A 24,261-nucleotide genomic window follows, 5' to 3' on the forward strand; every position below is an offset into this window, starting at 1 on the left:
CCCGCGGCCGACGGCTAAAGTGATCGCCATGGATCTGCACACCGATCGGCCGCATCCGGCGCGGGTCTATGACTATCTGCTGGGCGGCACGCAGAACTTCCCGGCCGACCGGGCCGCCGCCGAGGCCGGCATGAAGGCCAACCCCGCCGGCCGCGTCCCACCCATGGAGAACCGGGCGTTCCTGCGCCGGGTCGTCCGCCATCTCGCGGCCGAGCGGGGCATCCGGCAGTTCCTCGACATCGGCTCCGGCATCCCGACCTCGCCCAACGTCCACGAGGTGGCCCAGGCCGTCGCGCCCGACGCCAGGGTGGTCTACGTCGACAAGGACCCTCTGGTGCTGGCGCACGCGCAGGCGCTGCTGAGCGGCCGGACGGCCTACCTCGACGCGGACCTGCGCGACGTCGACGCCCTGCTCGCGGCGCCCGCGCTGCGGGCCGTCATCGACCTGGACGAGCCGGTCGGGCTGCTGCTGATCGCCATCATGCACTTCGTCGGTGACGACGACGACCCGTACGGCATCGTGCGGCGCCTGACGGACGCCCTGCCCTCGGGCAGCTATCTCGCGCTGTCGCACCTGACCGGCGACTTCGACCCGGCGGCCTGGGAGGCGGTCGCGGCCATCTACCGGCGCAGCGGCGTCACGATGCGGGTCCGCGGGAGGGCCGACGTCGCCCGCTTCTTCACCGGCCTCGACCTGGTCGACCCGGGTGTCGTGGTGCTGCCGGCCTGGCGCCCCGACCCGGACGCCGGCGAGCCGCCCGCCGACACCCAGGTCTCCGTCTACGGTGGTCTCGCCCGCAAGCCGTAACGTTCTCCCGCCATTCGGGCGCACGTCGACTGCGGTCGATAGCCTCCCCGCATGCTGCACACGAAACGATGGGCCGCCCTCGTCGGCCTGGCCGCGCTGATCGCCGGTCTGCTGCCGGCCACGCCGGCGGCCGCGGCGAGCGTCACCTTCAGGGCCGCCACGCTCAACATCTACAACGGACTCAGCGACGCCGACTTCCGCCACGACCTCGACCTGATCGCGTCCCGGGCCGACCTGGTCGGTCTCAACGAGGTCGGCAACCGCAAGGCGCTGTTGCAGAGCTGGGCCGCCGCCAACGGCTGGTGGCTCTACTCGCCCGGCGGTGTCAACCAGGCGGGCGAGACGCTGATCGCCCGCAAGAGCCAGTTCGACGTGCTCGACCAGGGCTCGGTCTTCGTGTGCGACACCAACGGGCCGGGCGAGGTGCCGCCGGCCCGCTACAACAACTGGGTCAAGTACCGGCACAAGGCCAGCGGCCGCAACGTGATCCAGATCAACGCGCACGCCAACGCCAGCATCGAGGACAACGGCCGCCCGGAGGACCTGCCCCGCACCCGCTGCGCCGAGCAGCAGTTCCAGAACCTCAAGGACCTCGCGGTCGCCAAGCAGGCCGAGGGTCAGGTCATCGTCAGCGGCGACCTGAACGTCGACTTCAGCGCCGACCGGGCCGTGGGCTACGCGAGGTTCCCGTGGGCCGTGTTCGAGGCCAACCAGCTGCCGAACCTGCGCTCCGTCTACAACCTCTACGGCGAGCAGGGCACGGGTACGCACGGCAACCGGCACATCGACTACGTCTACTTCTGGAAGCGGCTCCCCGAGTACCAGCTCATGTGGCTGACGGGCTACGAGATCGTCGGCGGCACGAAGTCGGACCACAACGGCGTCGTGGCGACGTTCTCCATCGAGAAGTAACGGCTCACCGGTCGGCGGTGGCGGCGGGTGCCGCCGCCACCTCGCCGCCCTCCGTGAACGCGCGCCGAGGGTGCTGCACCGAGGCCAGCGAGACGATGTCGCGGCCGAACACCGCGGCCGTCAGCCAGACCGCCAGGACCCGGACCTTCCGCTCCCAGCTCGGCACCGCGAGGACGTGGTAGCCGCGGTGCATCAGCCAGGCCGGCAGGCCCTTGATGACGATCCGCTTGTATTGGAAGATGCCCCGGCCCAGGCCGAGCGTGGCGACCGTGCCCAGGCTGTGGTGCAGGTAGTCCTTCACCTGGCCACCGCGGATGCTGGCGATGATGTTCTTCGCCAGCAGCTTGCCCTGCCGCACGGCGTGCTGCGCGTTCGGCACGGTCGACGAGCCCGGCATCGCGAGGTCGGGGACCGCGGCGTCGTCGCCCGCGCCCCAGGCGTCCGGCACGGGCTCGCTGTCGGTGCCGACCCGCAGGTCGGCGCGGACCATCAGCATGCCGCGCTCGTTGATGGGCAGGTCGGTGTGGCTGCGCACCATCGGGTTGACGGCGTTGCCGACGGTCCACACGATCAGGTCGGAGTCGAACTCCTCGCCCGTCGAGAGCACCACGTGCCCGCCGCTCGCGGACAGCATCGTCGCGTTGAGGTGCACCCGGGCGCCGCGCTTCTCCAGCGACCGCACCACCCAGCGGCCGGGCTCGTCGGTCACCTCCGGCAGGATCCGGTCGCGCGCCTCCACCAGGTGGAACCGCAGCTCCTCCGGCTTGATCTCCGGGTACGTCCTGGTCAGCGCCGTGGCCAGCGAGAGCAGCTCGCCGAAGCCCTCGACGCCCGAGAACCCGCCGCCCACGAACGTCACGGTGAGCAGCCGGCTGCGGCGCGGCCCCGGCTCGAGCGTCGCCGCCCGGTCGAAGTTGGTCAGCATCCGGTCGCGGATCGCCACGGCCTCTTCGACGTGCTTCATGCCGATCGCCTCGTCGACCACGCCGGGAATGCCGAGCTGGCGGGTCACGGCGCCGGCGGTGACGGCGATGATGTCGTACGCGAGGGCGAACTCCGGACCCTCGACGGGCGCGACGGTCGCGGTGCGGTTGGCGTGGTCGACCCGGACGACCGAGCCGGCGATCAACTTGGTCCGGCGCAGGTGCCGGCGCTGCGACACCGCGGCGTGCCGGGCCTCGACGGAGCCGGACAGCACCTCGGGCAGAAACGGCTGGTATGTCATGTATGGCCGGGGATCGACCACGATGACCCGGGCCTCGTCACGCCTGAGCTTCTTCTCGAGCTTCCAGGCGGTGTAGAAACCGGCGTAGCCGCCGCCGACCACCAGAATCGTACGCACGTGGGCTCCTTCTCTCGCAGTCACCAGCTAGGACCGGACAGCACGCTGTTTTGTGACGGCGCGAGCGAGGCGCGGGCCCGGTTCGGTCCGGACCCGCGCCCCGGGCGGTTGCCTAGCCGAGCCGGCGCGGTGCTGACCCAGTGAACACCCTGGGAGACCCGAGGTCGACCTCAGGCGCTCCCCGGGCCGTGGCCGGGTCCGGGTAGACCCAGTACCTACCCAGAACGTCCGCGAGTACGTCGGTGCTGCCCGCGCTGTTGTAGATGTGGAAGCCCTGGTTGTCGCCGAGCAGCGTGATCACGGCGTTGGGCACGGTCTGGCCCGCGGCCGGGTTCAGGTTGCTCACCTCGGGCATCTCGAAGCCCGCCGGCCACACCGACAGGAACGTGTTCCGGGTCGGGTTGACCGCCGTCACGTTGAGCGCCAGCGCCGCGGTGTCGGGCGTCACCACCGTCGACGGCGGGGTCGCGGTCACCCGGGTGGCCGGCCCGAGGGTCCCCGGCACGCCGAGCGCCACGCGGGAGTCGACCACGCGGGTGGGTGTCGTCGGCGTGAACCGCAGGCCGCCCGTGAGGCCCGAGTCGTCGAAGACGCCGACGACGTCGACCAGCACGTCGCTCGTCGCGGAGGTGTACACACCGATCGAGGGCCAGCCCTCGGCCGTGCCGCAGTCGATGCACGGCGCCACGGGGACGATCGCCATGTTGGGGACCACCGTGTTCGGGGTGTAGTTGAGGGTCGACGTCGACGGGAAGTCGACTTCGAGGCCGTTCCACGCGGTCAGGAAACCGGTGCGGCTGGGCCGGACCGCGGTGACGTTGACCGCGAACGCCCGGATGTGCGCGTCGATCTCGGAGCCGAAGGAGAGCGGGACGTTGATGTAGTAGTTGGCCGGCAGCGGCCCGCCCAGGTGGATCCTGGTGTCCAGGAGCCGGGTCGGCTCGATCGCCTGCAACGCGCCGCCGATGGGCCCGGCGTGGCTCTGGGTCGCGAAGTAGCCGGCGACGTCGGCCACGACGTGGGTGCTGCCCTGGGCGTTGAAGATGTCGACCTTGCCGCCGGTGCCGACGGCGACCGTGACGGAGTTGGCGCCCGTCCAGCCGCTGGGGAAGTTCAGTGACGAGGACGTCGGCCGCACCGGCACGCCGGTCGGGTAGACGGTCAGGTAGCTGGGCCGGGTCGGCTCGGTCACGGTGACGTTGAGCACGACTGCCGAGACGCCGGTCGTCGGGACACCGCCGTTGCCGGTGACCTGCAGCGCGATGGCGCGACCGGGCCCGATCGGCGCCGCCGGGGCGCCGAAGCCGGACCGCGTGTCGAGCACCCGCGTCGGCGGCAGCGGATAGAACGTGCCGCGCGCCGTGACCTGGCCGGTGAGGCTCAGCGGCACGGTCAGCGGGTCGGTGACGCCGTTGTTGGGCACCAGCAGGCTCGCGCTCTGGGCGCCGGTGCCGGTGGCGTGCGGTGTCACGGTGATGTCGCACGCCTGGCCGGCGGCCAGTGTCACCCCGGTGCAGGTGCTGCCGCTGATCGTGAACGCGTCCGGCGTGGTGCCGCCGAGCGCCGGCGTGCCGAGCGGCACGGGATCGCTGCCGTTGGCGCGGATGGTCACCTTGAGCGGCGGCCCGTCGACGCCGGGGTCGCTGGGCCCGAAGTTGAGGCTGGCCGGAGTCGCGGAGAGGGTGGCGGCGAGCTGGACGGCCAGCCGCTGACCGTCCAGCTTGTCCGCCGCCGGTGCCGCCGCGGGAAGTGCGGCGATCATCGCGGTCGCGGTGGCGACCACGAAGGCGCCACGAAGAATACGCATTTTCTGCCCCCGTCGCAGATCGATGTGTATGCCAATTGGCAAGCGCAGGGTATGCAACGCCTGTCGATGGGGCAAGCGATCTTCCGACGGTCGGCACACTCCGCACGAACCGATCACCAGTTCTTGTAGGTGACCTCACCGCGCGCGCAGAACGTGCACGAGGCGCTCAGGAAATCGGTCGTGCGGCGGAACGTCTCGTCGGCCAGGTGCCAGCGCAGCCAGGCCGTGATGACGTGCTGGCCGTTGCGGGTCGCCAGGATGTGGTCGGTGTCGTCCAGGACGGTGAACCAGACGGGCACGTCGGTGTTGGTGTAGTCCCGCTCCATGTTCGCGGTCGCGAAGTCCTGGTCACCGCCGATGTAGAGGGTGGGCCGGCGCAGGTTGTCCGGGCCGTTCCCGTCGAACGAGCCGCCGGCGACATGGATCGTCGTGGTCAGCCGGGGCTCGTCGGCCACGTCGAACGTGCCGATCGACCCGCGGGAGTGCCCGCCGAAGGCCACCTCCGACAGGTCGAGGTCCTGGTGGAGCGGGCCGGCCGCCCGGGCGTTCTCGTCCTCGAGCCAGTCGAGGGCGGCGACCATCCAGGCCCCGCTGCTCGACGAGACCTCGCTGTAGACGACGAAGCCGTGCGAGGCCCACTGGCGCAGCATGTCCTCGTAGTCGGCCGGGTCGGACCCGGCGCCCGGGCCCCAGACGAGGATCGGGTGGTCGACGCCGTTCTGGCCCGCGTTGGTCGGATACACGAGCCAGCCGTCGTCGTCGGGCCCGGCGGTCTGGTCGATGGTCACGGCGTACGGGCCTGGCCGGGTCACGTCGCTGACCGGTGGCAGCGACCCGCCGGGCGGGTCGGGGTCCTCGCCGTCGTCGGCCGTGAGCAGCACGTTGTCGACGGTCAGCGTCTCGAGCAGGCTGCTGGCGTCGAGGGTGAACCGCAGCCGCAGGTCGCGGCCGTCGACCGCGGCGGGCAGGCGCAGCGACACGGCGCCGGTCGCGGTGCGGGCCGACTCCAGCGTGGTGAAAGGCCCGCCGTCCACCGACCAGGCGGCGGTGAACGTCTCGCCCGGGTCCAGGCCCGAGGTCGCCCGGGTGTACGAGACCGTCAGGCCGGCGTACCCGGTCAGGTCGATGGGTGCCGAGGTGATGGCGGGGTCCGCGGCGAGCGACCCGCGCAACCGGGCGCCGTAGGTGCCGGTCGTGACGGAGCCCGTCGCGGTGAAGGTGCCGAGCCCTGAGGTGAAGTCCTCGCGGTAGACGTCGGTGGCCGCGAGGGCCGGTGCCGGGACGGCGCCGACGGCCACGACGCTGAGCGCCGCCGCGGCGACGACGAGCGGCCGGCGATTGATGCGCGACATCATGAAGATCCCTTCTGAATCGGCGAGCGTCGATTCAAACAAGGCAGGCCACGAATACGGATCGGCGAAATCACCGGTGTGCGCATTGATCGTTTCGCGGTAGGGATGTCCCTCGTCCCGGCCCTCGACTTCGTGGTCGCGGACAACCGGCCGGCGGGGCCACCGGGTTTCCGGGAGTGCACAGACCCAACACCCTCTTCGGGAGGACGGCTATGCACAGGAGACACACCAGGGCCGTCGCGGCCGCGGTCGCCGGCCTGTTGCTGGTGACCCTGTCGCCGGCGCCCGCGTCGGCCGGTCCGAGGTTCACCCCCGGTTCGCCCGGGATCGGCGACGCCTATTACCCCACCTACGGCAACGGCGGGTACGACGTCGCGCACTACGACCTCGACGTCCGGTACGACCCGGGCAGCGACCTGCTGACCGGCAAGGCGACGATCCGGGCCCGGGCCACCCAGAACCTCTCGTCGTTCAACCTCGACCTAATCGGCCTCACCGTCGACCGCGTCACGGTCGACGGCCGGTCCGCGGGCTGGTCGCGGGCGGGGCAGGAGCTGACGATCCGGCCGCGCGGCGGCCTGCGCGACCACCGGTCCTTCAGCGTCGAGGTGCGCTACCACGGCGTACCCGAGACGTTCGTGCTGCCCGGCACCGACTTCCAGGCCGGGTTCATGCACACCGACGACGGTGCGGTGGTCGCCGGCCAGCCCGAGGTCGCCGCGGCCTGGTTCCCGGTCAACGACCACCCGCGCGACCGGGCCAGCTACTCCTTCGCGATCACGGTGCCCGCGGGCCTCGAGGTGATCTGCAACGGGCTCCCGCTGGGCGACACCACCCGTGGCGGCTGGACCACGTCACGGTGGGTGCAGCGCACCCCGATGATCAGCTACCTGGCGACGGCCACGATCGGCGAGTTCGACGTGGAGACCACCTGGCACGACGGCCGGCCGACGATCATCGCGATCGACTCCGACCTGCCGCCGGGCTTCGCCGACGACGCGGTCGGGCGGACCGACGAGATCACCGACTTCCTGGAGACGAAGTTCGGGCCGTACCCGTTCGAGTCCAACGGCGCGATCGTCGACGACCACCCGCCGCTGGTGTTCGCGCTGGAGAACCAGACCCGGTCGATCTACGCGGCGAGCTGGTTCGCGCCGGGCGTCGACCCGGGCGAGACCGTGGTCGTCGCGCACGAGCTGGCCCACCAGTGGTTCGGCGACCTCGTCGCGGTCGACCGGTGGCAGGACATCTGGCTCAACGAGGGGTTCGCCACGTACGCGGAGTGGCTCTGGCAGGAGCAGCTCGGCCTGGGCACGCCACAGTCCATCTTCGACGAGTTCTACGCGGCGCCGCTCTCCGCGGACTACTGGGACCCGCCGCCCGGCGACCCGGGCACCGACCAGCTCTTCGACGGCTCGGTCTACACCCGCGGCGGCATGACCGTCCACGCGCTGCGGGTCACCGTCGGCGACGCGGCGTTCTGGCGCATCGTCCGGGCGTGGCTGGCGCAGAACCGGTTCGCCACCGGCAGCACCGCGGAGTTCGTCGCGCTGGCCGAGCGCGTCTCCGGCAAGCAGCTCGACGCGTTGTTCGACGCCTGGCTCTACCAGCCGGGCAAGCCGCCCCACCCGGGCAGCTGACCGCGTGACCAGGGCGCCCCGGGAAAGGTCCCGGGGCGCCCTGGACCGGTCGCCCATGATCCGTCCATCATGGCGGGATGACGGATCAGGCGTACGACGTGATCGTGGTGGGCGCGCGGTGTGCGGGGTCGCCGCTGGCGCTGCTGCTCGCCCGCCAGGGGCACCGGGTCCTGCTGGTCGACCGGGCGACCTTTCCCAGCGACACCGTGTCCACCCACGTCGTGCACCCGCCGGGCGTGGCCGCGTTGAGCCGGTGGGGCCTGCTCGACGAGGTCGTGGCGACCGGCTGCCCGCCGGTCGGCCGCTACTCGTTCGACTTCGGGCCGCTGGCGGTGGCCGGCGCGCCGGGCACGGCCGAGCACCCCTACGCGTACGCGCCGCGGCGCGTCCTGCTCGACGCGATCCTGGTCAACGCCGCGGCGGCGGCCGGCGTCGAGGTGCGCGAAGGGTTCACCGTCGACGAGGTCCTGGTCGAGGACGGTCGGGTGACCGGTGTCCGGGGCCGCGGCGCGGGCGGTGCGTCCGTGGTCGAGCGGGCCCGGGTGGTCGTCGGCGCCGACGGGCGCAACTCGGTGGTGGCCAAGGCCGTCGACGCCGACCTGTACGAGGACCGGGCGCCGCTGACCGTCGGCTACTACTCCTACTGGAGCGACCTGCCGACCGACACCTTCGAGGCCTACAGCCGGCCGGGACGGGGCTGGGCGGTCTGCCCCACCAACGACGGCCTGACCCTGGTGATCGGCGGCTGGCCGCACGCGCAGCTCGCCGCGCACCGCGACGACGTCGAGGGCGAGCTGATGCGGACGTTCGCGCTCTCGCCCGCGTTCGAGGAGCGGATCCGCCGGGCCAGGCGGGAGGAGCGGATCGTCGGCGCCTCGGTGCCGAACTACTTCCGGATCCCGTACGGCGACGGGTGGGCCCTGGTCGGTGACGCCGGCTACAACCGGGACTTCATCACGGCCCAGGGCATCACGGACGCGTTCCTCGACGCCGAGGGCTGCGCGACCGCGATCGGTGCGGCGCTGGGCGGGGCGGCACCCTGGGACGAGGCCATGGCTGGCTACCACACCGCGCGCGACGCCCGGGCGATGTCGGTCTACCAGATGACCCTCGGGATCGCCGCGCTGCAGCCGCCGGACGCGCAGATGGTCCAGCTCGTCTCCGCGATCGCCGGCCGGCAGGACGCGATGGACGCCTTCGCCCGGCTCAACTCCGGCGTCACCTCACCGGCCGAGTTCTTCGCGCCCGAGCATGTCGGGAAGCTGCTCGGCTGACCACGTGTATCAGGCCCGGGCCGGCGGCCGTCTCGCTTTCGGGACGGGCGGCCGCCTGTCAGCCAGGCATTCGAGCACGTGGAAGGTAGTCATGGCCAACAACAGCTGGGACGCAGCGATCAAGCAGCTCTACCCCGCCGACAACGGCACCAAGGACTTCGCCGAGACCGTCGCCCGAGGCAAGCCGTTCGACGTCGTCGCGGCCATCGAGATCGGGCGCAACCTGCGCGAGTTCGTCACCAGCGACCTGCTGACGGTCACGGTGACCAACCGCACCAGGATGACGGTCGTCGCCCAGGTGACCGCGCCCCGGACGCTCGCGCCGGCCAGCGCCGCGCTGGCCGAGGACCTGCGGGTCGACATCAACGGCGGCTGGGACGCGAAGGCCGGCGAGGGCGACGTGCTCGAGGCCGTCGCCACCTACAAGACCGTGGCGGGTGTCCACACCGACTACTCGTCCGCCACGAGCCAGCTCTTCACCGTCGTCGCGTGACGAAGCACGGTGCGGGCGGCCGCGGGCCGCCCGCACCGATCGACTGATCCTGCGCGCCGTGTATCAGGCGCCCGCCTTCCGCCGTCTAGCCGACAGATGTGAGCGGAGTGGTGCGCCACGATTCCAGGCAGGCGTCAGGAGCAGCCGATGGAAGAGTTGGATCTCGCAGGACTGGTACGCCGGATCCGTGCGGGTGACGCGGTCGCATGGGCCGCGCTCACCGCGCGGTACACGAACCTCCTCTGGTCGGTCGCCCGCGGCCTGGGGATGGGCGACGCCGACGCGGCCGACGCCGTGCAGACGGCGTGGCTCCGGCTGGTGGAGAAGATCGACGACATCCGGGACCCGGACCGGTTGGGCAGCTGGCTCGCGACGGTGGTGCGCCGGGAGTGCCACAACATCCGCCGCCGGGCCGCCCGCGTCGAGCCCGGCGAACCGGACGGGCCCGACGGGTGGGAGAGCATCGGCGCGGTCACCGACCCGTTGGACGACCGGCTGCTGCGCGACGAGCGCGACGCGGCGCTGTGGCGGGCGTTCGCCGGGCTGCGGCCCGACTGCCAGCGGCTGCTGCGCGTGCTGATGGCCGACCCGCAGCCGAGCTACGCCGAGGTCTCGGCCGCGCTCGACATGGCGATCGGCAGCATCGGCCCGACCCGGCAGCGGTGTCTCGCCTGCCTGCGCGGCCTGCTCGACGAGAACCTCTTCGAGCCGCCACCGAACGCCAAGCACAGTGGACAGGGAGCGAGGGGACGATGAACCGCGACGACCACCCTGAGAGCGATCTCCTGGGCGCGTACCGGCGGATCGCCGCGATCGTGGACCCCCCGCCCGCGGACGTGCTGGCGGCCGCGCGCGCCGCGTTCCTCACCCGCGACCTCGACGGCGCGATCGCCGTCCTCGTCGCGGACTCCCGCGCCTCCGTCGGCTACCAGCCGGTCCGCGCGGAGCCCGACCAGGCCCAGGGGCACTGGCTGCTCACGTTCGAGGGCGGCGGCATCCGGGCCGACCTCGAGGTGGGGGAGGACGCGGCGGGGTTGCGGCTGCTGGGCCTGCTCTCCGGCACGGCGGAGGGCGACTGCGAGCTGGAGCAGGCGGGCGTGCGGCGCCCGGTCGAGGTGGACGCGCTCGGCCGGTTCGTGGTCGCGGGGGTGTCCCACGGCCCGATCCGGCTGCGCTGCCGGGCCGCCGACGGTACCCGGGTGACCACGGCCTGGGTGACGATATGACCGCGGCGCCGGGGCTGAGCTCAGTGTCCGAGGGCGATGAAGGCCGACGCCGTGGCGACCGCGACCGGGTCGGCGCCCGTGCGGCTCCGCGCGGCGGCCAGGGCCGCGCCGAAGGGCGCGCCGCGTCGCAGGCCGGCGTGCACGTCGACCATCAGCGGGGCGGTGACCTCGTCGTTCACCGGCACGACGCTGGCCAGCAGGCTCGTGGTGCCGAGCGGCACGAGCACGCTGATCATGCCGAGCAGCTCGTCGCCGGCCACGGGCGCGGCCATGCCGGACTCGCAGCTCGACAGGATCAGGCTGCGCGGCGCGCGCCGGAGCCGGCCGAGGTCGTAGACGGTGAGCGGGCCGTCGGCCAGGCGCAACGAGGAGAACAGCGGGTTGTCGGCGCGGAACAGGCCGTGCGCCGCGATGTGCGCGGTGCGGGCTCCGTCCAGGGCCGCCAGGACCCGGGCCGCGGTCGCCTGGCCGGCGGCGAGGACCGTGGGCCGGCCGTACCCCCGCGCGATCTCCGCGGCCTCGGCCACCGTGCCCTTCAATCCGGGCCCCACGACGATCACGACCCGGCGGTCGGCGGTGGCGGGCGGCTGTCGCGCCCGCAACCAGACCGCGGCCGACGGGGTGACACACCAGGCGAGCTGCCGCAGCGCGGGCAGCATGGCCCACGGCACGGCGTGCAGCGAGCCCGGCGGGGCGATCACCACGGGTCGACCGTCCAGATCGGACACCGCCGGGCCGAGCAGCGCCTGTTCCAGCAGGCGCCCCGCCTGCCCGAGGCGTTCCAGCGCGCCGGGCGGCGCGTCGCCGCGGGCGAGCCGGCGCAGCATGAACCGGGCCAGCTCGACCTCGCGCACCGCGGCCGCCACCGGACCGACGACGTGCAGCCGGACGCGGCCCTTCCGCGCGGTGACCGCGTGCAGCACGCCGTCGAGCGCCACCAGCTCGATCAGCAGGTGGTCGTCGAGCCGCCCGAGCACGTCGTCGGGTGCGACCCGGGCAGCGCGCGCGCCGCCGGGGGCGACCCGGCGCGTCCGGGCCCGGATCGCCGACTCCAGCCGGCGCCGGTCGTGCTCGAGGTCGGCGGTGCCGGACCCGGCCGCCCGGGCCGCGTCGATCTGCCGCATCACCTCGCGCAGCGCGGCCAGGTCGCCGGCCAGCTCGGGATCGTCGGGGCCGCGCATCGGGGCCGGTGCGAGCGCCCCGGCCCGCCAGCGCTCGCTCCAGCGCAGCAGCATGCGGGCGTCGTCGCGGCGCACGGCGTGGCGCTGGCCGATGGCCGCCAGCTCGGTGCCGTACGCGGCCGCGTGGATGCGCAGCTCGACGGCGCCGAGGCGCTGCTGGTGGCCGGCGGCGGCCGCCAGGCCCCGCCGGCACGCGGCCAGCGCCGCCGCGGTCGCGTGCCGGGTGTCGGCCCGCAGGGCCTGGGCGAGCCAGCCGGCCGCATGGCCGAACGCCGGACCCCGGCGGCGCAGGGCCGCGGCGCGGGCGAGATGCCTGTCGGCCCGGGCGAGGCGGCCGTGCGCCGCGGCGAGGCGCCCGGCCAGCAGGTGCGCGGCGCCCGCCTCCTCGGCGTGCAGCTCGTCGAGGCGGTCCGCGATGCGGGCCGCCATGGTCTCCGTGCGGTTGTCGCGCTGGCCGGCGTCGTACCGCGACTGCACGAGCACGAACGCGGCCCGCGCACTCCACCATGGACGCCGCTGGGCGCGGAACAGGTCCCGCGCGGCGCCGGCCCGGACGGCCGCGTCCGCCGGACGGCCCGCGGCCTGCGCCGCCCGCGCGGCGGCGAAGAGCAGCTCGGCCCGTTCGGACGTGTCGCCCTCCACCCGGGCGATGCCGGCGTCGGCGACCGCCAGCGCCTCGGCGGCCAGCCCCGCCGCGAGCAGCACCTTGCAGCGGTCGAAGACCAGGTCGGGGATGAACGTGCCCAGGCTCGTGTAGCGGCTCTCCGCCTCGTCGAGGCAGGCCAGCGCGGCCGGCAGGTCACCGGCGAGCACGGCGAGCTCGGCTCTGTTGTGGATGGTCGTCGCGACCTCGAGCTCCTGACCCTCCTGTATGAACAGTCGCTCGGCGACGGCGAGGTCGCGTTCGGCCAGGCGCGCCCGGCCGAACGTGACGTGCACCCCGAAGCGGCAGCTCCGCGCCCGGGCCTCCCAGACGCGGTCGCCCGCCCGGTGCAGCAACGGGATCGCGCGGTTGAGGTCGGCCAGGGCCTCGCTGCGGCGACCCATCGTCGCCAGGTGGTGGGCGCGGCGCATCAGCACGCGCCCGGCGAGCCGCCCGGAGCTGGCTTTCACCGCGGCGTCGAGCGTGGCGAGGCCGGCCGCCGCCCGGCCGCCGCGGGCGAGCGTCAGTCCGAGCGTCGCCTGCACGTCGACCACGCGGTCCGGGTCGCCCGAGGCGCGGGCCAGCCGCAGCGCGGTGCGCAGGTCCGCGATGGCCTCGGTGAACCGGCCCTCCTCGCGGACGACCAATGCCCGGGCGTGATGGGCGTACGAGGCCAACCGGTCGTCGACGTCGTCGGCGATCAGGCGGTTCACCTCCGCGAGAGCGTCGACCGGGCGGGAGAACGCCAGGCTCAGCAGCTCGTCGCCATCGGCCACCAGGTCAGTGTGCGAAATCGGCTTCCCTACGCCAAGGAGATTCAGCGATGCCGAAACGGAACCCCGACGACGAATGGTCGACCCGGGAGGAGCGGGCGCACTGGCCCGTACCCGAGACCGCCACGACGGTGGCCGACGCGCAGGTCGGCCGGATACTGCGGGAATGCGGCAGGTACCTCGAGCCCGGGCCGCCCGGCTGGGAGCGCGACGGCATCAGGTACTTCGTCCGGAGGGGCTTCGTGCTGGTCCCGGACGAGCACGCCGAGCGCGCGCGACGGCTGCTGGTCCGGGCCGGGATGCGTCCGCCGCCGAGCGCACCCCCGGACGTCGAGAGCCGGACGGTCGCGGATCCGTCTCCCGGACACGCGCCGGGTCGGTGGGACAGGCCACCGCCGCGGCCGCTGGGCGGCCCGCGACTCGACGGGGACACCGCGTACGGCGTCCGTTGGCTGCGTCTCAACCCGCTCGTGAGCGTCTTCGACGCGCTGCGGGTGCTGCGCGACGGCCGATGGGCACAGCGGGAGCCGTACGCGATCGACGACGTGGGCGGCAGTCCGGACGAGGGGATCGGGCGCGCCGGCGCGGAGCACCTGCTGCACCTCGCCGACCACACCAAGCCCTGCCCGGCCGAGGAGCCGCGGTTCGTCGCCAAGGGCACGCCGCCGGACCCGCCGGTCGCCGCGGACCCCCACGCCGGCCGGGGGATCCGGGTGCTCGTGGTCGACACGGGTTTCGATCCGCGCGCCGAGAAGCTTCCCTGGCTGAAGGACGTTGTCTACGACCCCGACCCCGGGGTCAAGGGCAAGGTGATCGAGCGGTACGCCGGGCACGGCACGTTCATCGCGGGCGTCGTCCGCACCGTGGCGCCCGCGGCGGAGGTGGTCGTGCGGGCCGGCCTGCCGGCGGCGATCTACGGTGCGGCCGCGCAGACGCCGCTCGGCTCGGTGTTCGAGGGCGACCTCGCGCACGCGCTCGAGCGCTACCTCCTCCTGGACGCTCCCGACATCATCAGCCTGTCGGCCGGCACCTTGGGGGAGAGCCCGGAGGGGCTGATGCTGCTCGAGTCGTTCCATCGCGACGTGCTGCGCCGCCACAAGGGCGTCGTGGTCGTGGCGGCCGCCGGCAACGACGGCGGGCGTGCGCCGTTCTGGCCCGCGGCGAGCCCGTGGACGGTCGGCGTCGGCGCGCTGTCGGCGAACTGGCGGCACCGCGCGCAGTTCAGCAACTTCGGTGCCTGGGTCGACGTCTACGCGCCGGGCGAGCACCTGACCAACGCGTTCCCGCGGGGGACCTACACCTACTTCCAGCCGCCCCACATCGGCGGGACGCAGGTGTTCGAGGGCATGGCGGTCTGGAGCGGCACCTCGTTCTCGACCCCCGTGATGGCGGGGCTGATCGCGGCGCGGATGTCCCGCACCGGCGAGAACGGCCCCGACGCCGCGGCGGCCCTGATCGCGCAGGGACGCCGGGACGCGGTCGCCGGGGTGGGTGCCGTCCTGCTGCCGTGACCGTGGTCACCCCGCGTTGCCGATGGTAAACAGACCGGTTTACCGTTCACTGAAAACAGATCTGTTTACCTTACGGAAGGCGTACCCCATGAAGATCGAAGGCGCGACGGTGCTGGTCACCGGCGGCAACCGTGGCATCGGCAAGGCGCTGGTCGAGGAGGCGCTGGCGCGCGGTGCGCGCAAGGTGTACGCGGCCGCGCGCAACCCGGAGACCGTCACCAACCCGAACGCCGTGCCGGTGGCGCTCGACCTCACCGACCCGGCCTCGATCACCGCCGCGGCCGCGCTCCACCAGGACGTCGACATCCTGGTCAACAACGCCGGCGTGCACCTCGGCGGCGAGATCCTGCTCGACGAGCTCGACAAGATCCGCCTCGAGATGGAGATCAACTACTTCGGGCCGCTGCAGGTGACCCGGGCCTTCGCGCCGACGCTGGTCGCCAACAAGGGCCACCTGCTCAACATCAACTCCGGGTTGTCGTGGCTCGTGGTGCCGGACCACTCGTCGTACGCCTCGACCAAGGCGGCGTCCTGGATGCTGACGAACGCCCTGCGGATGGAGCTGTCGGCGCACGGCGTGGGGGTCACCAGCCTCCACGTGGGCTGGGTCGACACCGAGATGGCGGCCCGCCGCACCGAGGAGAAGGTCCCCCCGGCGCAGGTGGCGCGCGAGGCGTTCGCGGGCATCGAGCACGGCGCGCTCGAGGTGCTCGTCGGCGACGCGGCCCGCCAGATCAAGACCGCGCTGGCCGTCGACCCGAGCGTGCTCTACGGCTGATCCCCGTTGTCCGCGCCGGATCAGGATGCCTGGTCCGGCGCGGGTAGCTGGGCGTCGAGCAGCGTGCCCACGGTGGCCTCGACGCTCTCCGGGATGGGCCCGCCACGGACCGCGGCGTACGACATGGCGCCGTCGAGAAGCATCGTCAACTGGACCGCGAGCAGGTCGGGGTCGGTGGCACCGGCCAGCCGCGCCTGCGCGGCGAAGTAGTCCTGCACGGACTGCTTGTAGGTCAGCGCGACCGCCCGCGCCGAGTGCGCCGGGTCGTGGATCTCGGCGGTCGTGTTGAGCACGGGGCAGCCCTGGAACTCGTCGGAGTGCGAGAGCTTGCGGACGTTGGTGAAAACCGCCCGGATGCGCGCGACGGGCGGTTCGGGGCTGTCCGCGGCGGGCATCAGGTCGGCGTCGAGAGATTCGGTCTGCTGCCGCAGGTACGCCGTGATCAACTCGTCCTTGGTGCGGAAGCGCTGGTAAAGGGTGCGCTTCGAGACCCCGGCGTCCTCCGAGAGCCGGTCGACGCCGGTCACGTTGATGCCGTTGCCGTAGAAGAGCCGGCGCGCGCTCGCCAGCACGCGCTCGCGCACCTCGTCGCGATCTGCCATGCCGCCCAGTTTAGCTCGCGGGAAACAGATGTGTTTACCTGCTGACGGGGCATTGACGGCGGTCTCGCCGGTGCCCGATGCTCGCGGCATGACGGGTGTCGACTTCGACTCGCCGCATTCGGCGCGGATCTGGAACTACTGGTTGGGCGGCACCGACAACTTCCCGGTCGACCGCGCGGTCGGCGACGAGATCCTGGAGTTGCTGCCGGACGTCGCGACCCTGGCCCGGGCGTCGCGGGGATTCCTGGAACGCGCGGTCACGTTCCTGGCGTCGGCGGGGGTGCGGCAGTTCCTCGACATCGGCACGGGCCTGCCGACGGCTAACAACACCCACCAGGTGGCGCAGGCGGTGGCCCCGTCGTCACGGGTGGTCTACGTCGACAACGACCCGCTCGTGCTGGTGCACGCCCGCACGCTCCTGACCGGCACTGTCGAGGGCGCGACGGCATACGTGGAGGCCGATCTGCGCGACCCGGCCCGCATCCTGACGGAGGCGACGCACACGCTGGACTTCTCGCAGCCGGTGGCGGTCACGTTGATGGGCATCCTGCACCACGTCACCGACACGTCGGAGGCTCATTCGATCCTGGCGACCCTGCTGGCGGCGGTGCCGCCGGGCAGTTACCTGGCGCTCTCCCACGCGACCAACGTGATCCACGGGGCGGCCTCGGACGAGGTGGTCCGACAGTGGAACGAGGTGGGCGGCGAGCCTCTCGTGCTCCGCTCACCGGGGGAGATAGAGGCTTTCTGCACGGGCTTGGACATCCTCCCGCCGGGGGTGGTCTCGGTCTCCCGCTGGCGCCCAACCGGGGAGACGCCCCCGGAGGTCGACGAGTTCGGCGTGGTGGCCCGCAAACATTGACCCTCAGCAGGCCGGGGTGCTCGGCGTGCCCGTCGCGGGCGTGGCGGTCGGCGCGCGGTCAGTGCGTTGTGCGAGCCCGCCGGGTCGCGACGTAGCGGCGTATCTTCTCGTCCGTGCCGCAGTCCTCCATGCTGCACCAGCGGCGGCTGCGGTTCTTGCTCTCGTCGTAGAAGAGGAAGCGGCAGCCGCCGCAGGCCTTGATGCGGTTGAGCGCGCCTGTGGTGAGCAGGTCGACGGCCGCGTGGACGATCGGGCGCACCGGGCGGGCGAGAGTGTCGTCTTCGCGCCAGGTCCAGCGGAACGGGCTGCCGGGCTCGAGTCGTGCGTGGCCGAGGGCTTCGGCCTCGTCGTCGCGTAGGCGGTCGAGGGCCGGCGTCGGCGGCGTCCTGTCCGTCGCCAAAGCCCGGAACACCTCGTCGAGGTCGTCGCGGATGCGGCGTGCCAGGGCTACCGCCGTCTTCGGGTCGGCGGGCGATCGGCGTCGCATGTGGGCCGCTTCCGCATCCGTGAGTGCGCCCGCGTAGACACTCCAGGCGACCAGCTCCGGATAACCCGCCAGCAGGTCGTCGTCGGGTGGACCCGTTGGCGGACCGCTGCGGGTGTTGACGAAGTCCAGGGCCAGGTCGCCGCCCACCAGGCGCATGCGGGTCACGTCGCCGACTGTTTCCATCAAAAGTCACTTTACCAGTTGACTCCCCATCACGTGCGTCACTAGCGTTACCTTCATAACAGCTTTAGGGGGTAACACCGCATGGGGCACAAGCGGGCGGTCGCAGCGCTGGTCGGGTTGGCCGGTGGGACGTTCCTCTACACCGCGGTCGAGGGCCTGCCCGTCGGGCTGCTCCTGCCGATGTCCGCCGACCTGGCGGTCACACCGTCGCAGGTGGGCACGCTGGTCACCGCCTACGGCGCGGTGGTGATGGTCGCCTCGGTCCCGCTGACCGCGCTGGTCCGGCGGGTCCCGCGCCGGCTCCTGCTGTCGGCGCTGCTGGCGGGCTTCGTCGCGAGCACGGTGGTCACGGCCTTCGCCGGCTCGTACGCGGTGGTCATGGCGGCCCGCCTGATGACGGCGGCCACGCACGCGCTGTTCTGGGCCGTGGTGGTGCCGGCGGCGGCGGAGCTGTTCCGCCCGGAGCTACGTGGGCGGGTGGTCGCGGTCGTGTTCGCGGGAGGCAACGTCGCGCTCGTCCTGGGCGTGCCGGCCGGCGCCTGGCTCGGCGACCGGGCGGGCTGGCGGGCGTCGTTCTTGGCCGTCGCGGTGCTCGGCGCCGCTGTGCTGGCCGTCGTGGCCACGCTGCTGCCGTCGACACCACCTGAACAGGGCCACGCGGCCCGCGGCGCGACACCCGACACACGCCGCTTCTGGCTGCTGGTGGCGGTCGCGGTCACGACGACGGCCGGCGCCATCGCGGCGTACACCTATGTGGCCCTGTTCGTCACCGAGATCAGCGGCTTCGCGGCGGAGTCGGTCCCGGCGATCCTGCTCGGCCGCGGCATCGCGAGCGTCGTCGGCATCCTCGCGGTCGCGGCGCTGGTCGACCGCGACCCGTGGCGGGCCCTCGTCGGCACGGTCGCGGTGCAGGCGGTCGCACTGCTCGGGCTGTACGCGTTCGGCCACCGACCGACAGCGGCCGTCGCGCTGCTGGCGACGACCGGCGCGGCATTCGCCGCCTTCACCGCGGCCCTCGGCGGCCTCGTGCTGCGCGTGGCCCCGGGCCGCTCCGACCTGGCCGCCGCGACGCTCTCCGCCGCGGTCAACGTCGGCATCACCGCCGGCGCCTTCACCGGCGGCCTGGCCCTACCGACTTACGGCGTCCAGAGCACCGTGCTGCTCGGCGCGCTGGTCGGCCTGGCCGCGCTGGCGCTGGCTCTCGGCGAACGGCTCCTGCCGGCGCCGGGTCACGCCGACCGAAAGGTAACGGTCGAGCCGTAGTCGTCACGCTCATCGCGGCGACGCCAGGGCGAACCGCTCGCGCCGCCACGACGCGTGCGTCGACGCCCGACAGGGCGAACCGCTCGCGCCGCCACGACGCCCCCTTGTCGACGGGTGGCCGTCACGCGGACCGGAAGACGATCGTCGTGTCGACCTTCAGACGGTCGGTGCTGTCGTGGCGTCCGTCCGGCGGCACCCGCCCGCGCCGGCCCGTTCGGCCCGGTGAAACCGAGCGAAGGGCGACCGGCGTACGTCGTCTCGAAAGCCCGCCGATCGACTATGGACGCCGGCTCCTGGGCGGTGGTGCCGGCGCGCGGCGCGGTGGCGGCAATCCGGGCGACAGGCGTTCCTGGCGGCGCCGCAGCAGACCATTGAGATAGAGCAGCGCCAGGCCCAACACGCCCATGTCATCGAGGTAGATCGGGTCCGGCAGCAGGTCCACCGGGAAAATCGTGAAAATCAGCGCCCCGTAAAAAGCGAATTTCCCGCCGAACCCGAGCTCGCCGAGCTGGTTGCGGACCCGGACCACCTTCACCGCGAGCACGATCGCGCCGACCAGGGCGCCGATCAGCACGACGGCCGCGGCACCGATCACGACGACCCACGCCTCGCGGGACATGTCGTCACCGTAGCAACGGGTCGGCCGGGTCGCCCGTCGAGCGCGTCGGGTTAGTCACCCTCCCAGGTGGGCATGGCAATCTACCTCTCGACGCCGATCTTCGAAGGGGACGCTTGTGGGGGGCTATGGGGCGCAGATCGCGCTCGTACTCGTGCTGGTGCTGTTGAACGCGGTCTTCGCCGGCAGCGAGATGGCGCTCGTGTCGCTCCGGGAGAGCCAGATCCGTCGCCTCGAACGGGCGTCGCGCGGCGGGCAGGTGCTGGCCCGGCTCGCCGGCGACCCGAACCGGTTCCTGGCCACCATCCAGATCGGGATCACGCTCGCCGGCTTCCTCGCCTCCGCCGCCGCGGCGGTCTCCCTGGCTCAGCCACTCATCGAGCCGCTGGGCTTCTTCGGCGGCGCGGCCGAGCCGGTGGCGATCGTCTGCGTCACCATCGTGCTGACGTTCTTCACGCTGGTCTTCGGCGAGCTCGCACCGAAGCGGATCGCCATGCAGCGCGCCGAGGGCTGGGCGCTGGCGGTCGCGCGCCCGCTCGACGTGCTCTCCACCGTCTCGCGCCCGCTGGTGTGGCTGCTCGGCAAGACCAGTGACCTCGTGGTCCGGCTGGCCGGCGGCGACCCGGAGGCGGCCCGCGAGGAGGTCAGCACCGAGGAGCTGCGCGACATGGTCGCCGCGCAGCAGACCATTCCGGACGACCAGCGGATGATCATCAGCGGCGCCTTCGAGGTGGCCGACCGGGTGTTGCGCGAAGTCCTCACGCCGCGCGGGCAGGTCTACACCCTGGCGGCCGGCACCCCCGCGAGCGAGGCGCTGCGCGACATCGTCAAGGCCGGCCAGTCGCGCGCGCCGGTCGTCGGGCCGACGGGGCTCGACGACGTGCTGGGTGTCGTACACATCCGTGATCTGGTCGACAGCGAGGGCTCCGTCGCCGAGAGCGCCCACCCGGCCGTGTTCCTGCCCGAGACGCTCAAGGTCACCGACGCGATCCGCCAGCTCCGGCAGCAGCGGCAGCAGTTCGCGGTGGTCGTCGACGAGCGCGGGGCGGTCGACGGGATCGTCACCATGGAGGACCTGGTCGAGGAGATCGTCGGCGAGATCTACGACGAGACCGACCGGGACGTGCAGGACGTCATCCGTACGCCCGACGGGGATCTGTTCCTGGTCGGCACGTACCCGATCCACGACCTGCCGGACATCGGGGTGGACCTGGGCGACGACGAGCCGCGGGACTACACGACGATCGCCGGTCTGCTGCTGGCCCGCCTCGGGCACATTCCGACCGCGCCGGGGGAGATCGTCGAGCTGCCGGCGCACACCGCCGAGGTCGTCGAGGTGACAGGACGCGCCATCACTCGGGTCCGCCTCCGGGCAAGAGCGGACGTATTAGGGCATTCTCAACCCTGACGTCGACGGACGGAAGGGTCGGTTCATGCTGCATGTCAGCGCCCTAGGGTGGACGCTCACGATCCTGGTCATCCTCGGGCTGCTGGCGCTCGACCTCATCATCGGCACGCTCAAGCCCCACGCCGTCCACTTCAAGGAGGCGACGGCGTGGTCGATCTTCTACATCGGCGTCGCGGTCGCGTTCGGCGTCATTTTCGCGACGATCTCGGGGTGGGAGTTCGGCACGCAGTATTTCGCCGGCTATCTCGTCGAGAAAAGCCTCTCGGTCGACAACCTTTTCGTCTTCGTGATCATCATGACCACGTTCGCGGTGCCGCCGGCGCACCAGCAGCGTGCACTCACCTTCGGCATCCTGCTGGCGTTGGCCTTCCGCGTCGTGTTCATCGTGCTCGGCGCCGCGCTGCTGAACCTTTTCACGTTCATGTTTCTGGTGTTCGGCCTTTTGCTCATCTACACGGCGGTCCAGCTCTACCGGCACAGGGACGAAGACCCGGACGCCGACAACGCACTGGTACGGGCGACCCGACGCGTGCTCCCCGTGACCGACGACTACCGCGACGGCAAGCTGCTGACCAGGGAAAACGGCAAGCGCGTGGTCACGCCGCTGTTCGTCGTGCTGATCGCGATCGGCAGCACCGACCTGCTCTTCGCATTGGACTCGATCCCGGCGGTATTCGGCGTGACCCAGGAGACGTACATCGTCTTCACCGCCAACGCCTTCGCCCTGCTCGGTCTGCGCGCGTTGTTCTTCCTGGTGGCGGGCCTGCTGGACCGGCTCGTCTACTTGTCCACGGGGCTCGCGATCATCCTCGCGTTCATCGGCGTGAAACTGGTGCTGCACTGGGCACACGAGGACGTGTCCGACGGCGTGTGGGAGATCTCGACCAACCTCTCCCTGATCGTCATCGCGGCGGTCCTCACGGTCACGACGGTGGCGAGTTTGGTCGCGGTGCGGCGCAACCCCGACATGAAGGCGCATGCGGGTTCGGTACGGGGCCACCGCCCGCAACAGGATCAGCCACCGCGGGAGGACTAGGTCCTGATCCGGTTGGTTCAGTGCGAGGCGAGACGGAGTCCAGGTGTCGTGGCCCGCATACCGGTGTGTAGGTGTTTTCGGGGCGCCGCCAGGCCGCGGGTGAGGTGCCAGCGCAGGCTGATTTGCCGGCCGCCACCTAGAGGCCGAGGACGGGGAGGCACTCCTCGACGCCGGAGAGCGCGATGTCGGTGCGCCGGGTCCAGTCGGCGCGGGTGAGGCGCCAGCGCAGGAGTTCGGTGGGCTCGCCGCGGCGGGTGGCCCAGTCGGTGCCGTTGCGGGTATAGCCGAGCGCCTCCGACACCCGGTTCGACGCGTGGTTGTCGACGAACGCGTCGCTGCCGGCCTCGCGCGCCTTCAGCCCGTCGAAGGCGAGATGCAGGATCGCCGCGCGGGCCTCCTTGCCCAGCCCGCGGCCGCGCGCGGCGGGAGCCAGCCAGGAGAACGAGGTGACGGTGCCGAGTGCGGCGAAATCGACGCCGACCAGATCCTGCATGCCGACGGGCTCACCGTCGTGGCACACGACGAAGTAGAGCCGCCAGCGGTCGGGCTCGACCCGCGCCCGGCCGGCCCAGATGGCCCGCATCCAGCGCCATTCACGAGTCGGGCTGTCCTCGTAGAGCGACATCGGGTCGTCGAACGGCAGGGGCTCGCCGTCGGTGACGACGCCGGCCCGAACGACGGGCACGAGCCGCTCGAGAAGCTCGTCGGTCGCGCCGGCGAGGGTGAGCCTGGGCGTGCGGACGAGGAGGTTCAGCGGCGGGTAAGCGGACGGCATCGGCGCACCGTATCGCCCACGACGGTTATCGCGCCGCCGAATAGTCCGCCGGTCCGGGAGCTGACGCCGCGTTGCCACTGTGCCGGCGCCGGAGGGGGCGCACAGCGCCGCCCAGCTTGCCGCGGGCGTCGAGGTGGGCGGTGAGCAGCGACGTCGGCGAGGCGGGCCGCTCCCAGCCGTCGGGCTCGACCGGCACCGCGCTCGTGGCCGCGTTGTCGAGGTAGCGCAACATGGCCGGGTGCCGGGTGCCGGGTGCCGGGTGCCGGGTGCCGGGTGCCGGGTGCCGGGTGCCGGGTGCCGGGTGGCGGGTGCCGGGTGGGTGGCGGTGCTAGGTACCGGGCGGAGGGTGCCGGGTGCCGGGTCCCGGTCGGGCCCTTGAGGATGTCGACGAACTTACCGGCGGCGTTGACCGCCTGAGGACGGCCGTGTCGAAGGTCTGGGGCTTGCGCGGTCGCGAGCGGCGCGCGAATGGTTCAGGCGCGCCGCGCGGTCCATCCTGAACGGTTGCCTGACGAGGACTGGTCAATCTGTCCACGTCACGACGTGTTGATTGGTCTGACCATTGTGTGTGATGTCCGCGCGGAGGAGCGGGAACCCGAACTCTTCCGCGGCCCATCCCGCGATGGCCGGGGCCAGGGCCGCCGGGATGTAGTCAACTTCCACGATCTCCAGTGCGCGGACGGCGACGACGACGTGGCCGCCGGATGTGGCGCGTTCGATGTCGTCCGCGACGCGGCGGAGTCCGACACGTAGCCAGTCGGTCTCCTCCTCGCTGACCGTCAGCGGCGTGCCCCGGAATCCGTCCACGACGCGGGACGCGTCCAGCCATACGCGGTCGCTGATCGGCTCGAGGTCGGCCGGTGGGTCTTCTGACCGGAGGGTCTCGGCGGTGACGCCGGCGAAGGTGCCGACCTTATTGGTCTGACGTTTGAACCGGTAATTGCGCATGGTCTCGTTGCCTCCTTCCGCGGCGGCGCGAAAACCTCAGCCGAAGCCGACGCCCATGGCTCCCGAGCCGTCAAGGCCGGGGGTGCCGCGGGCGGCGGTGGGCTGGTCCGCGCGTTTGAGGTCGTTGGCGTTGCCGGGTTCGGGGGCCGCCACGTCGTCCAGCGGCCCCGACCACTCGGGCGCCGGTGGGGGGTCGGTGGAGTCGACACCGGCGTCGCGTACCAGCGCGGTCGGCCTGCCCGCCGAGAACCATCGATCTTCGTGGGCTTCGAAGGGGTCGCGGTACCAACCTTCAGCAAGCATGCCGACGACTGTAGACGTTTCACGGCGCGTGTTCGGGG

24 protein-coding genes are annotated in these 24,261 nt (G+C 72.3%); 13 read left to right on the forward strand and 11 right to left on the reverse strand.

Annotation, left to right across the window (positions count from 1 at the left end; all coding sequences use genetic code 11):
- Positions 1-28: 28 nt before the first annotated feature.
- A complete protein-coding gene (locus Asi02nite_RS09715) occupies positions 29-808 on the forward strand; it encodes an SAM-dependent methyltransferase (protein ID WP_203711880.1) in 780 nt (259 codons plus the stop codon).
- A gap of 51 nt (positions 809-859) precedes the next feature.
- Positions 860-1,720 carry an endonuclease/exonuclease/phosphatase family protein gene (locus Asi02nite_RS09720; RefSeq protein ID WP_203711882.1) on the forward strand — a complete coding sequence of 287 codons (861 nt, stop codon included), beginning with the start codon at positions 860-862 and terminating at the stop codon, positions 1,718-1,720.
- Positions 1,721-1,724: 4 nt separating this feature from the next.
- Here the strand turns inward: Asi02nite_RS09720 and Asi02nite_RS09725 are convergent, their stop codons facing one another.
- From Asi02nite_RS09725 to Asi02nite_RS09735, 3 genes are all read right to left on the reverse strand, one after another.
- Positions 1,725-3,062 (reverse strand): NAD(P)/FAD-dependent oxidoreductase, encoded by a 1,338-nt coding sequence (locus Asi02nite_RS09725; RefSeq protein ID WP_203711884.1) that lies wholly within the window; start codon positions 3,060-3,062, stop codon positions 1,725-1,727.
- A gap of 112 nt (positions 3,063-3,174) precedes the next feature.
- Positions 3,175-4,869, reverse strand: a complete 1,695-nt coding sequence (locus Asi02nite_RS09730) for a hypothetical protein (RefSeq protein ID WP_203711886.1) — start codon at positions 4,867-4,869, stop codon at positions 3,175-3,177.
- 113 nt (positions 4,870-4,982) lie between these two features.
- A complete protein-coding gene (locus Asi02nite_RS09735) occupies positions 4,983-6,221 on the reverse strand; it encodes a poly(ethylene terephthalate) hydrolase family protein (protein WP_203711887.1) in 1,239 nt (412 codons plus the stop codon).
- Between the two features lie 212 nt (positions 6,222-6,433).
- Between Asi02nite_RS09735 and Asi02nite_RS09740 the strand changes: the two genes are divergently transcribed.
- From Asi02nite_RS09740 to Asi02nite_RS09760, 5 genes are all read left to right on the forward strand, one after another.
- Positions 6,434-7,861, forward strand: a complete 1,428-nt coding sequence (locus Asi02nite_RS09740; protein WP_203711889.1) for a M1 family metallopeptidase — start codon at positions 6,434-6,436, stop codon at positions 7,859-7,861.
- A gap of 77 nt (positions 7,862-7,938) precedes the next feature.
- Entirely contained in the window at positions 7,939-9,135 is a 1,197-nt protein-coding gene (locus Asi02nite_RS09745) for an NAD(P)/FAD-dependent oxidoreductase (RefSeq protein WP_239126601.1), read from the forward strand.
- 91 nt (positions 9,136-9,226) lie between these two features.
- Positions 9,227-9,628 (forward strand): hypothetical protein, encoded by a 402-nt coding sequence (locus Asi02nite_RS09750; protein WP_203711891.1) that lies wholly within the window; start codon positions 9,227-9,229, stop codon positions 9,626-9,628.
- A 147-nt stretch (positions 9,629-9,775) separates the two neighbouring features.
- Positions 9,776-10,384, forward strand: coding sequence for an RNA polymerase sigma factor (locus Asi02nite_RS09755; RefSeq protein WP_203711893.1), 609 nt, complete (start codon positions 9,776-9,778; stop codon positions 10,382-10,384).
- The gene (locus Asi02nite_RS09760) at positions 10,381-10,854 is read left to right on the forward strand and encodes a hypothetical protein (RefSeq protein WP_203711895.1); all 474 of its coding nucleotides are present in this window, start codon (positions 10,381-10,383) and stop codon (positions 10,852-10,854) included. Before Asi02nite_RS09755 ends, Asi02nite_RS09760 begins: the two co-directional genes overlap by 4 nt.
- A 20-nt stretch (positions 10,855-10,874) precedes the next feature.
- Here Asi02nite_RS09760 and Asi02nite_RS09765 read toward each other — a convergent pair whose 3' ends face one another.
- Positions 10,875-13,454, reverse strand: coding sequence for a CHAT domain-containing protein (locus tag Asi02nite_RS09765; protein ID WP_203711897.1), 2,580 nt, complete (start codon positions 13,452-13,454; stop codon positions 10,875-10,877).
- A 47-nt stretch (positions 13,455-13,501) separates the two neighbouring features.
- Between Asi02nite_RS09765 and Asi02nite_RS09770 the strand changes: the two genes are divergently transcribed.
- Together Asi02nite_RS09770 and Asi02nite_RS09775 are read left to right on the forward strand one after the other, a co-directional pair.
- Entirely contained in the window at positions 13,502-14,962 is a 1,461-nt protein-coding gene (locus tag Asi02nite_RS09770) for a S8/S53 family peptidase (protein ID WP_203711899.1), read from the forward strand.
- Positions 14,963-15,050: 88 nt separating this feature from the next.
- On the forward strand, positions 15,051-15,740 hold the full coding sequence (locus Asi02nite_RS09775) for an SDR family oxidoreductase (protein ID WP_203711901.1): 690 nt from the start codon (positions 15,051-15,053) through the stop codon (positions 15,738-15,740).
- 20 nt (positions 15,741-15,760) lie between these two features.
- On the opposite strand, the gene Asi02nite_RS09780 is transcribed toward Asi02nite_RS09775, so the two are convergent.
- A complete protein-coding gene (locus tag Asi02nite_RS09780) occupies positions 15,761-16,342 on the reverse strand; it encodes a TetR/AcrR family transcriptional regulator (protein ID WP_203711903.1) in 582 nt (193 codons plus the stop codon).
- A gap of 88 nt (positions 16,343-16,430) precedes the next feature.
- Between Asi02nite_RS09780 and Asi02nite_RS09785 the strand changes: the two genes are divergently transcribed.
- Positions 16,431-17,204, forward strand: a complete 774-nt coding sequence (locus Asi02nite_RS09785) for an SAM-dependent methyltransferase (protein WP_239126602.1) — start codon at positions 16,431-16,433, stop codon at positions 17,202-17,204.
- Positions 17,205-17,262: 58 nt separating this feature from the next.
- Here Asi02nite_RS09785 and Asi02nite_RS09790 read toward each other — a convergent pair whose 3' ends face one another.
- Positions 17,263-17,874 carry a CGNR zinc finger domain-containing protein gene (locus tag Asi02nite_RS09790; protein WP_203711906.1) on the reverse strand — a complete coding sequence of 204 codons (612 nt, stop codon included), beginning with the start codon at positions 17,872-17,874 and terminating at the stop codon, positions 17,263-17,265.
- An 81-nt stretch (positions 17,875-17,955) separates the two neighbouring features.
- Here Asi02nite_RS09790 and Asi02nite_RS09795 point away from each other — a divergent pair, with 81 nt between their 5' ends.
- Positions 17,956-19,137, forward strand: a complete 1,182-nt coding sequence (locus Asi02nite_RS09795; RefSeq protein ID WP_203711908.1) for an MFS transporter — start codon at positions 17,956-17,958, stop codon at positions 19,135-19,137.
- Between the two features lie 277 nt (positions 19,138-19,414).
- Here the strand turns inward: Asi02nite_RS09795 and Asi02nite_RS09800 are convergent, their stop codons facing one another.
- On the reverse strand, positions 19,415-19,756 hold the full coding sequence (locus Asi02nite_RS09800) for a hypothetical protein (RefSeq protein WP_203711909.1): 342 nt from the start codon (positions 19,754-19,756) through the stop codon (positions 19,415-19,417).
- Between the two features lie 115 nt (positions 19,757-19,871).
- Between Asi02nite_RS09800 and Asi02nite_RS09805 the strand changes: the two genes are divergently transcribed.
- Both Asi02nite_RS09805 and Asi02nite_RS09810 read left to right on the forward strand, forming a co-directional pair.
- Entirely contained in the window at positions 19,872-21,161 is a 1,290-nt protein-coding gene (locus Asi02nite_RS09805) for a hemolysin family protein (RefSeq protein WP_203711911.1), read from the forward strand.
- Positions 21,162-21,186: 25 nt separating this feature from the next.
- Positions 21,187-22,197 (forward strand): TerC family protein, encoded by a 1,011-nt coding sequence (locus tag Asi02nite_RS09810; RefSeq protein ID WP_203711912.1) that lies wholly within the window; start codon positions 21,187-21,189, stop codon positions 22,195-22,197.
- Between the two features lie 136 nt (positions 22,198-22,333).
- Here Asi02nite_RS09810 and Asi02nite_RS09815 read toward each other — a convergent pair whose 3' ends face one another.
- From Asi02nite_RS09815 to Asi02nite_RS09830, 4 genes are all read right to left on the reverse strand, one after another.
- A complete protein-coding gene (locus tag Asi02nite_RS09815; RefSeq protein ID WP_203711914.1) occupies positions 22,334-22,972 on the reverse strand; it encodes a GNAT family N-acetyltransferase in 639 nt (212 codons plus the stop codon).
- Between the two features lie 25 nt (positions 22,973-22,997).
- Entirely contained in the window at positions 22,998-23,204 is a 207-nt protein-coding gene (locus tag Asi02nite_RS09820; protein WP_203711915.1) for a hypothetical protein, read from the reverse strand.
- A gap of 290 nt (positions 23,205-23,494) precedes the next feature.
- Positions 23,495-23,920 carry a hypothetical protein gene (locus tag Asi02nite_RS09825; protein WP_203711917.1) on the reverse strand — a complete coding sequence of 142 codons (426 nt, stop codon included), beginning with the start codon at positions 23,918-23,920 and terminating at the stop codon, positions 23,495-23,497.
- Between the two features lie 36 nt (positions 23,921-23,956).
- Positions 23,957-24,223 (reverse strand): hypothetical protein, encoded by a 267-nt coding sequence (locus Asi02nite_RS09830; RefSeq protein WP_203711918.1) that lies wholly within the window; start codon positions 24,221-24,223, stop codon positions 23,957-23,959.
- Positions 24,224-24,261: the final 38 nt, after the last annotated feature.

The organism is Asanoa siamensis (genome assembly GCF_016862555.1).
Classification (GTDB): Bacteria; Actinomycetota; Actinomycetes; order Mycobacteriales; family Micromonosporaceae; genus Asanoa; species Asanoa siamensis.

Bases quoted from the DNA above. Each gene is read 5' to 3' on its own strand.
- Asi02nite_RS09755 (WP_203711893.1), top strand. From the start codon at position 9,776: ATGGAAGAGTTGGATCTCGCAGGACTGGTACGCCGGATCCGTGCGGGT.
- Asi02nite_RS09790 (WP_203711906.1), bottom strand. From the start codon at position 17,874: ATGGAAACAGTCGGCGACGTGACCCGCATGCGCCTGGTGGGCGGCGAC.
- Asi02nite_RS09730 (WP_203711886.1), bottom strand. From the start codon at position 4,869: ATGCGTATTCTTCGTGGCGCCTTCGTGGTCGCCACCGCGACCGCGATG.
- Asi02nite_RS09815 (WP_203711914.1), bottom strand. From the start codon at position 22,972: ATGCCGTCCGCTTACCCGCCGCTGAACCTCCTCGTCCGCACGCCCAGG.
- Asi02nite_RS09785 (WP_239126602.1), top strand. From the start codon at position 16,431: ATGACGGGTGTCGACTTCGACTCGCCGCATTCGGCGCGGATCTGGAAC.
- Asi02nite_RS09780 (WP_203711903.1), bottom strand. From the start codon at position 16,342: ATGGCAGATCGCGACGAGGTGCGCGAGCGCGTGCTGGCGAGCGCGCGC.
- Asi02nite_RS09745 (WP_239126601.1), top strand. From the start codon at position 7,939: ATGACGGATCAGGCGTACGACGTGATCGTGGTGGGCGCGCGGTGTGCG.
- Asi02nite_RS09715 (WP_203711880.1), top strand. From the start codon at position 29: ATGGATCTGCACACCGATCGGCCGCATCCGGCGCGGGTCTATGACTAT.
- Asi02nite_RS09760 (WP_203711895.1), top strand. From the start codon at position 10,381: ATGAACCGCGACGACCACCCTGAGAGCGATCTCCTGGGCGCGTACCGG.
- Asi02nite_RS09820 (WP_203711915.1), bottom strand. From the start codon at position 23,204: ATGTTGCGCTACCTCGACAACGCGGCCACGAGCGCGGTGCCGGTCGAG.
- Asi02nite_RS09740 (WP_203711889.1), top strand. From the start codon at position 6,434: ATGCACAGGAGACACACCAGGGCCGTCGCGGCCGCGGTCGCCGGCCTG.
- Asi02nite_RS09720 (WP_203711882.1), top strand. From the start codon at position 860: ATGCTGCACACGAAACGATGGGCCGCCCTCGTCGGCCTGGCCGCGCTG.
- Asi02nite_RS09750 (WP_203711891.1), top strand. From the start codon at position 9,227: ATGGCCAACAACAGCTGGGACGCAGCGATCAAGCAGCTCTACCCCGCC.
- Asi02nite_RS09800 (WP_203711909.1), bottom strand. From the start codon at position 19,756: ATGTCCCGCGAGGCGTGGGTCGTCGTGATCGGTGCCGCGGCCGTCGTG.
- Asi02nite_RS09830 (WP_203711918.1), bottom strand. From the start codon at position 24,223: ATGCTTGCTGAAGGTTGGTACCGCGACCCCTTCGAAGCCCACGAAGAT.
- Asi02nite_RS09825 (WP_203711917.1), bottom strand. From the start codon at position 23,920: ATGCGCAATTACCGGTTCAAACGTCAGACCAATAAGGTCGGCACCTTC.
- Asi02nite_RS09775 (WP_203711901.1), top strand. From the start codon at position 15,051: ATGAAGATCGAAGGCGCGACGGTGCTGGTCACCGGCGGCAACCGTGGC.
- Asi02nite_RS09735 (WP_203711887.1), bottom strand. From the start codon at position 6,221: ATGTCGCGCATCAATCGCCGGCCGCTCGTCGTCGCCGCGGCGGCGCTC.
- Asi02nite_RS09810 (WP_203711912.1), top strand. From the start codon at position 21,187: ATGCTGCATGTCAGCGCCCTAGGGTGGACGCTCACGATCCTGGTCATC.
- Asi02nite_RS09770 (WP_203711899.1), top strand. From the start codon at position 13,502: ATGCCGAAACGGAACCCCGACGACGAATGGTCGACCCGGGAGGAGCGG.
- Asi02nite_RS09795 (WP_203711908.1), top strand. From the start codon at position 17,956: ATGGGGCACAAGCGGGCGGTCGCAGCGCTGGTCGGGTTGGCCGGTGGG.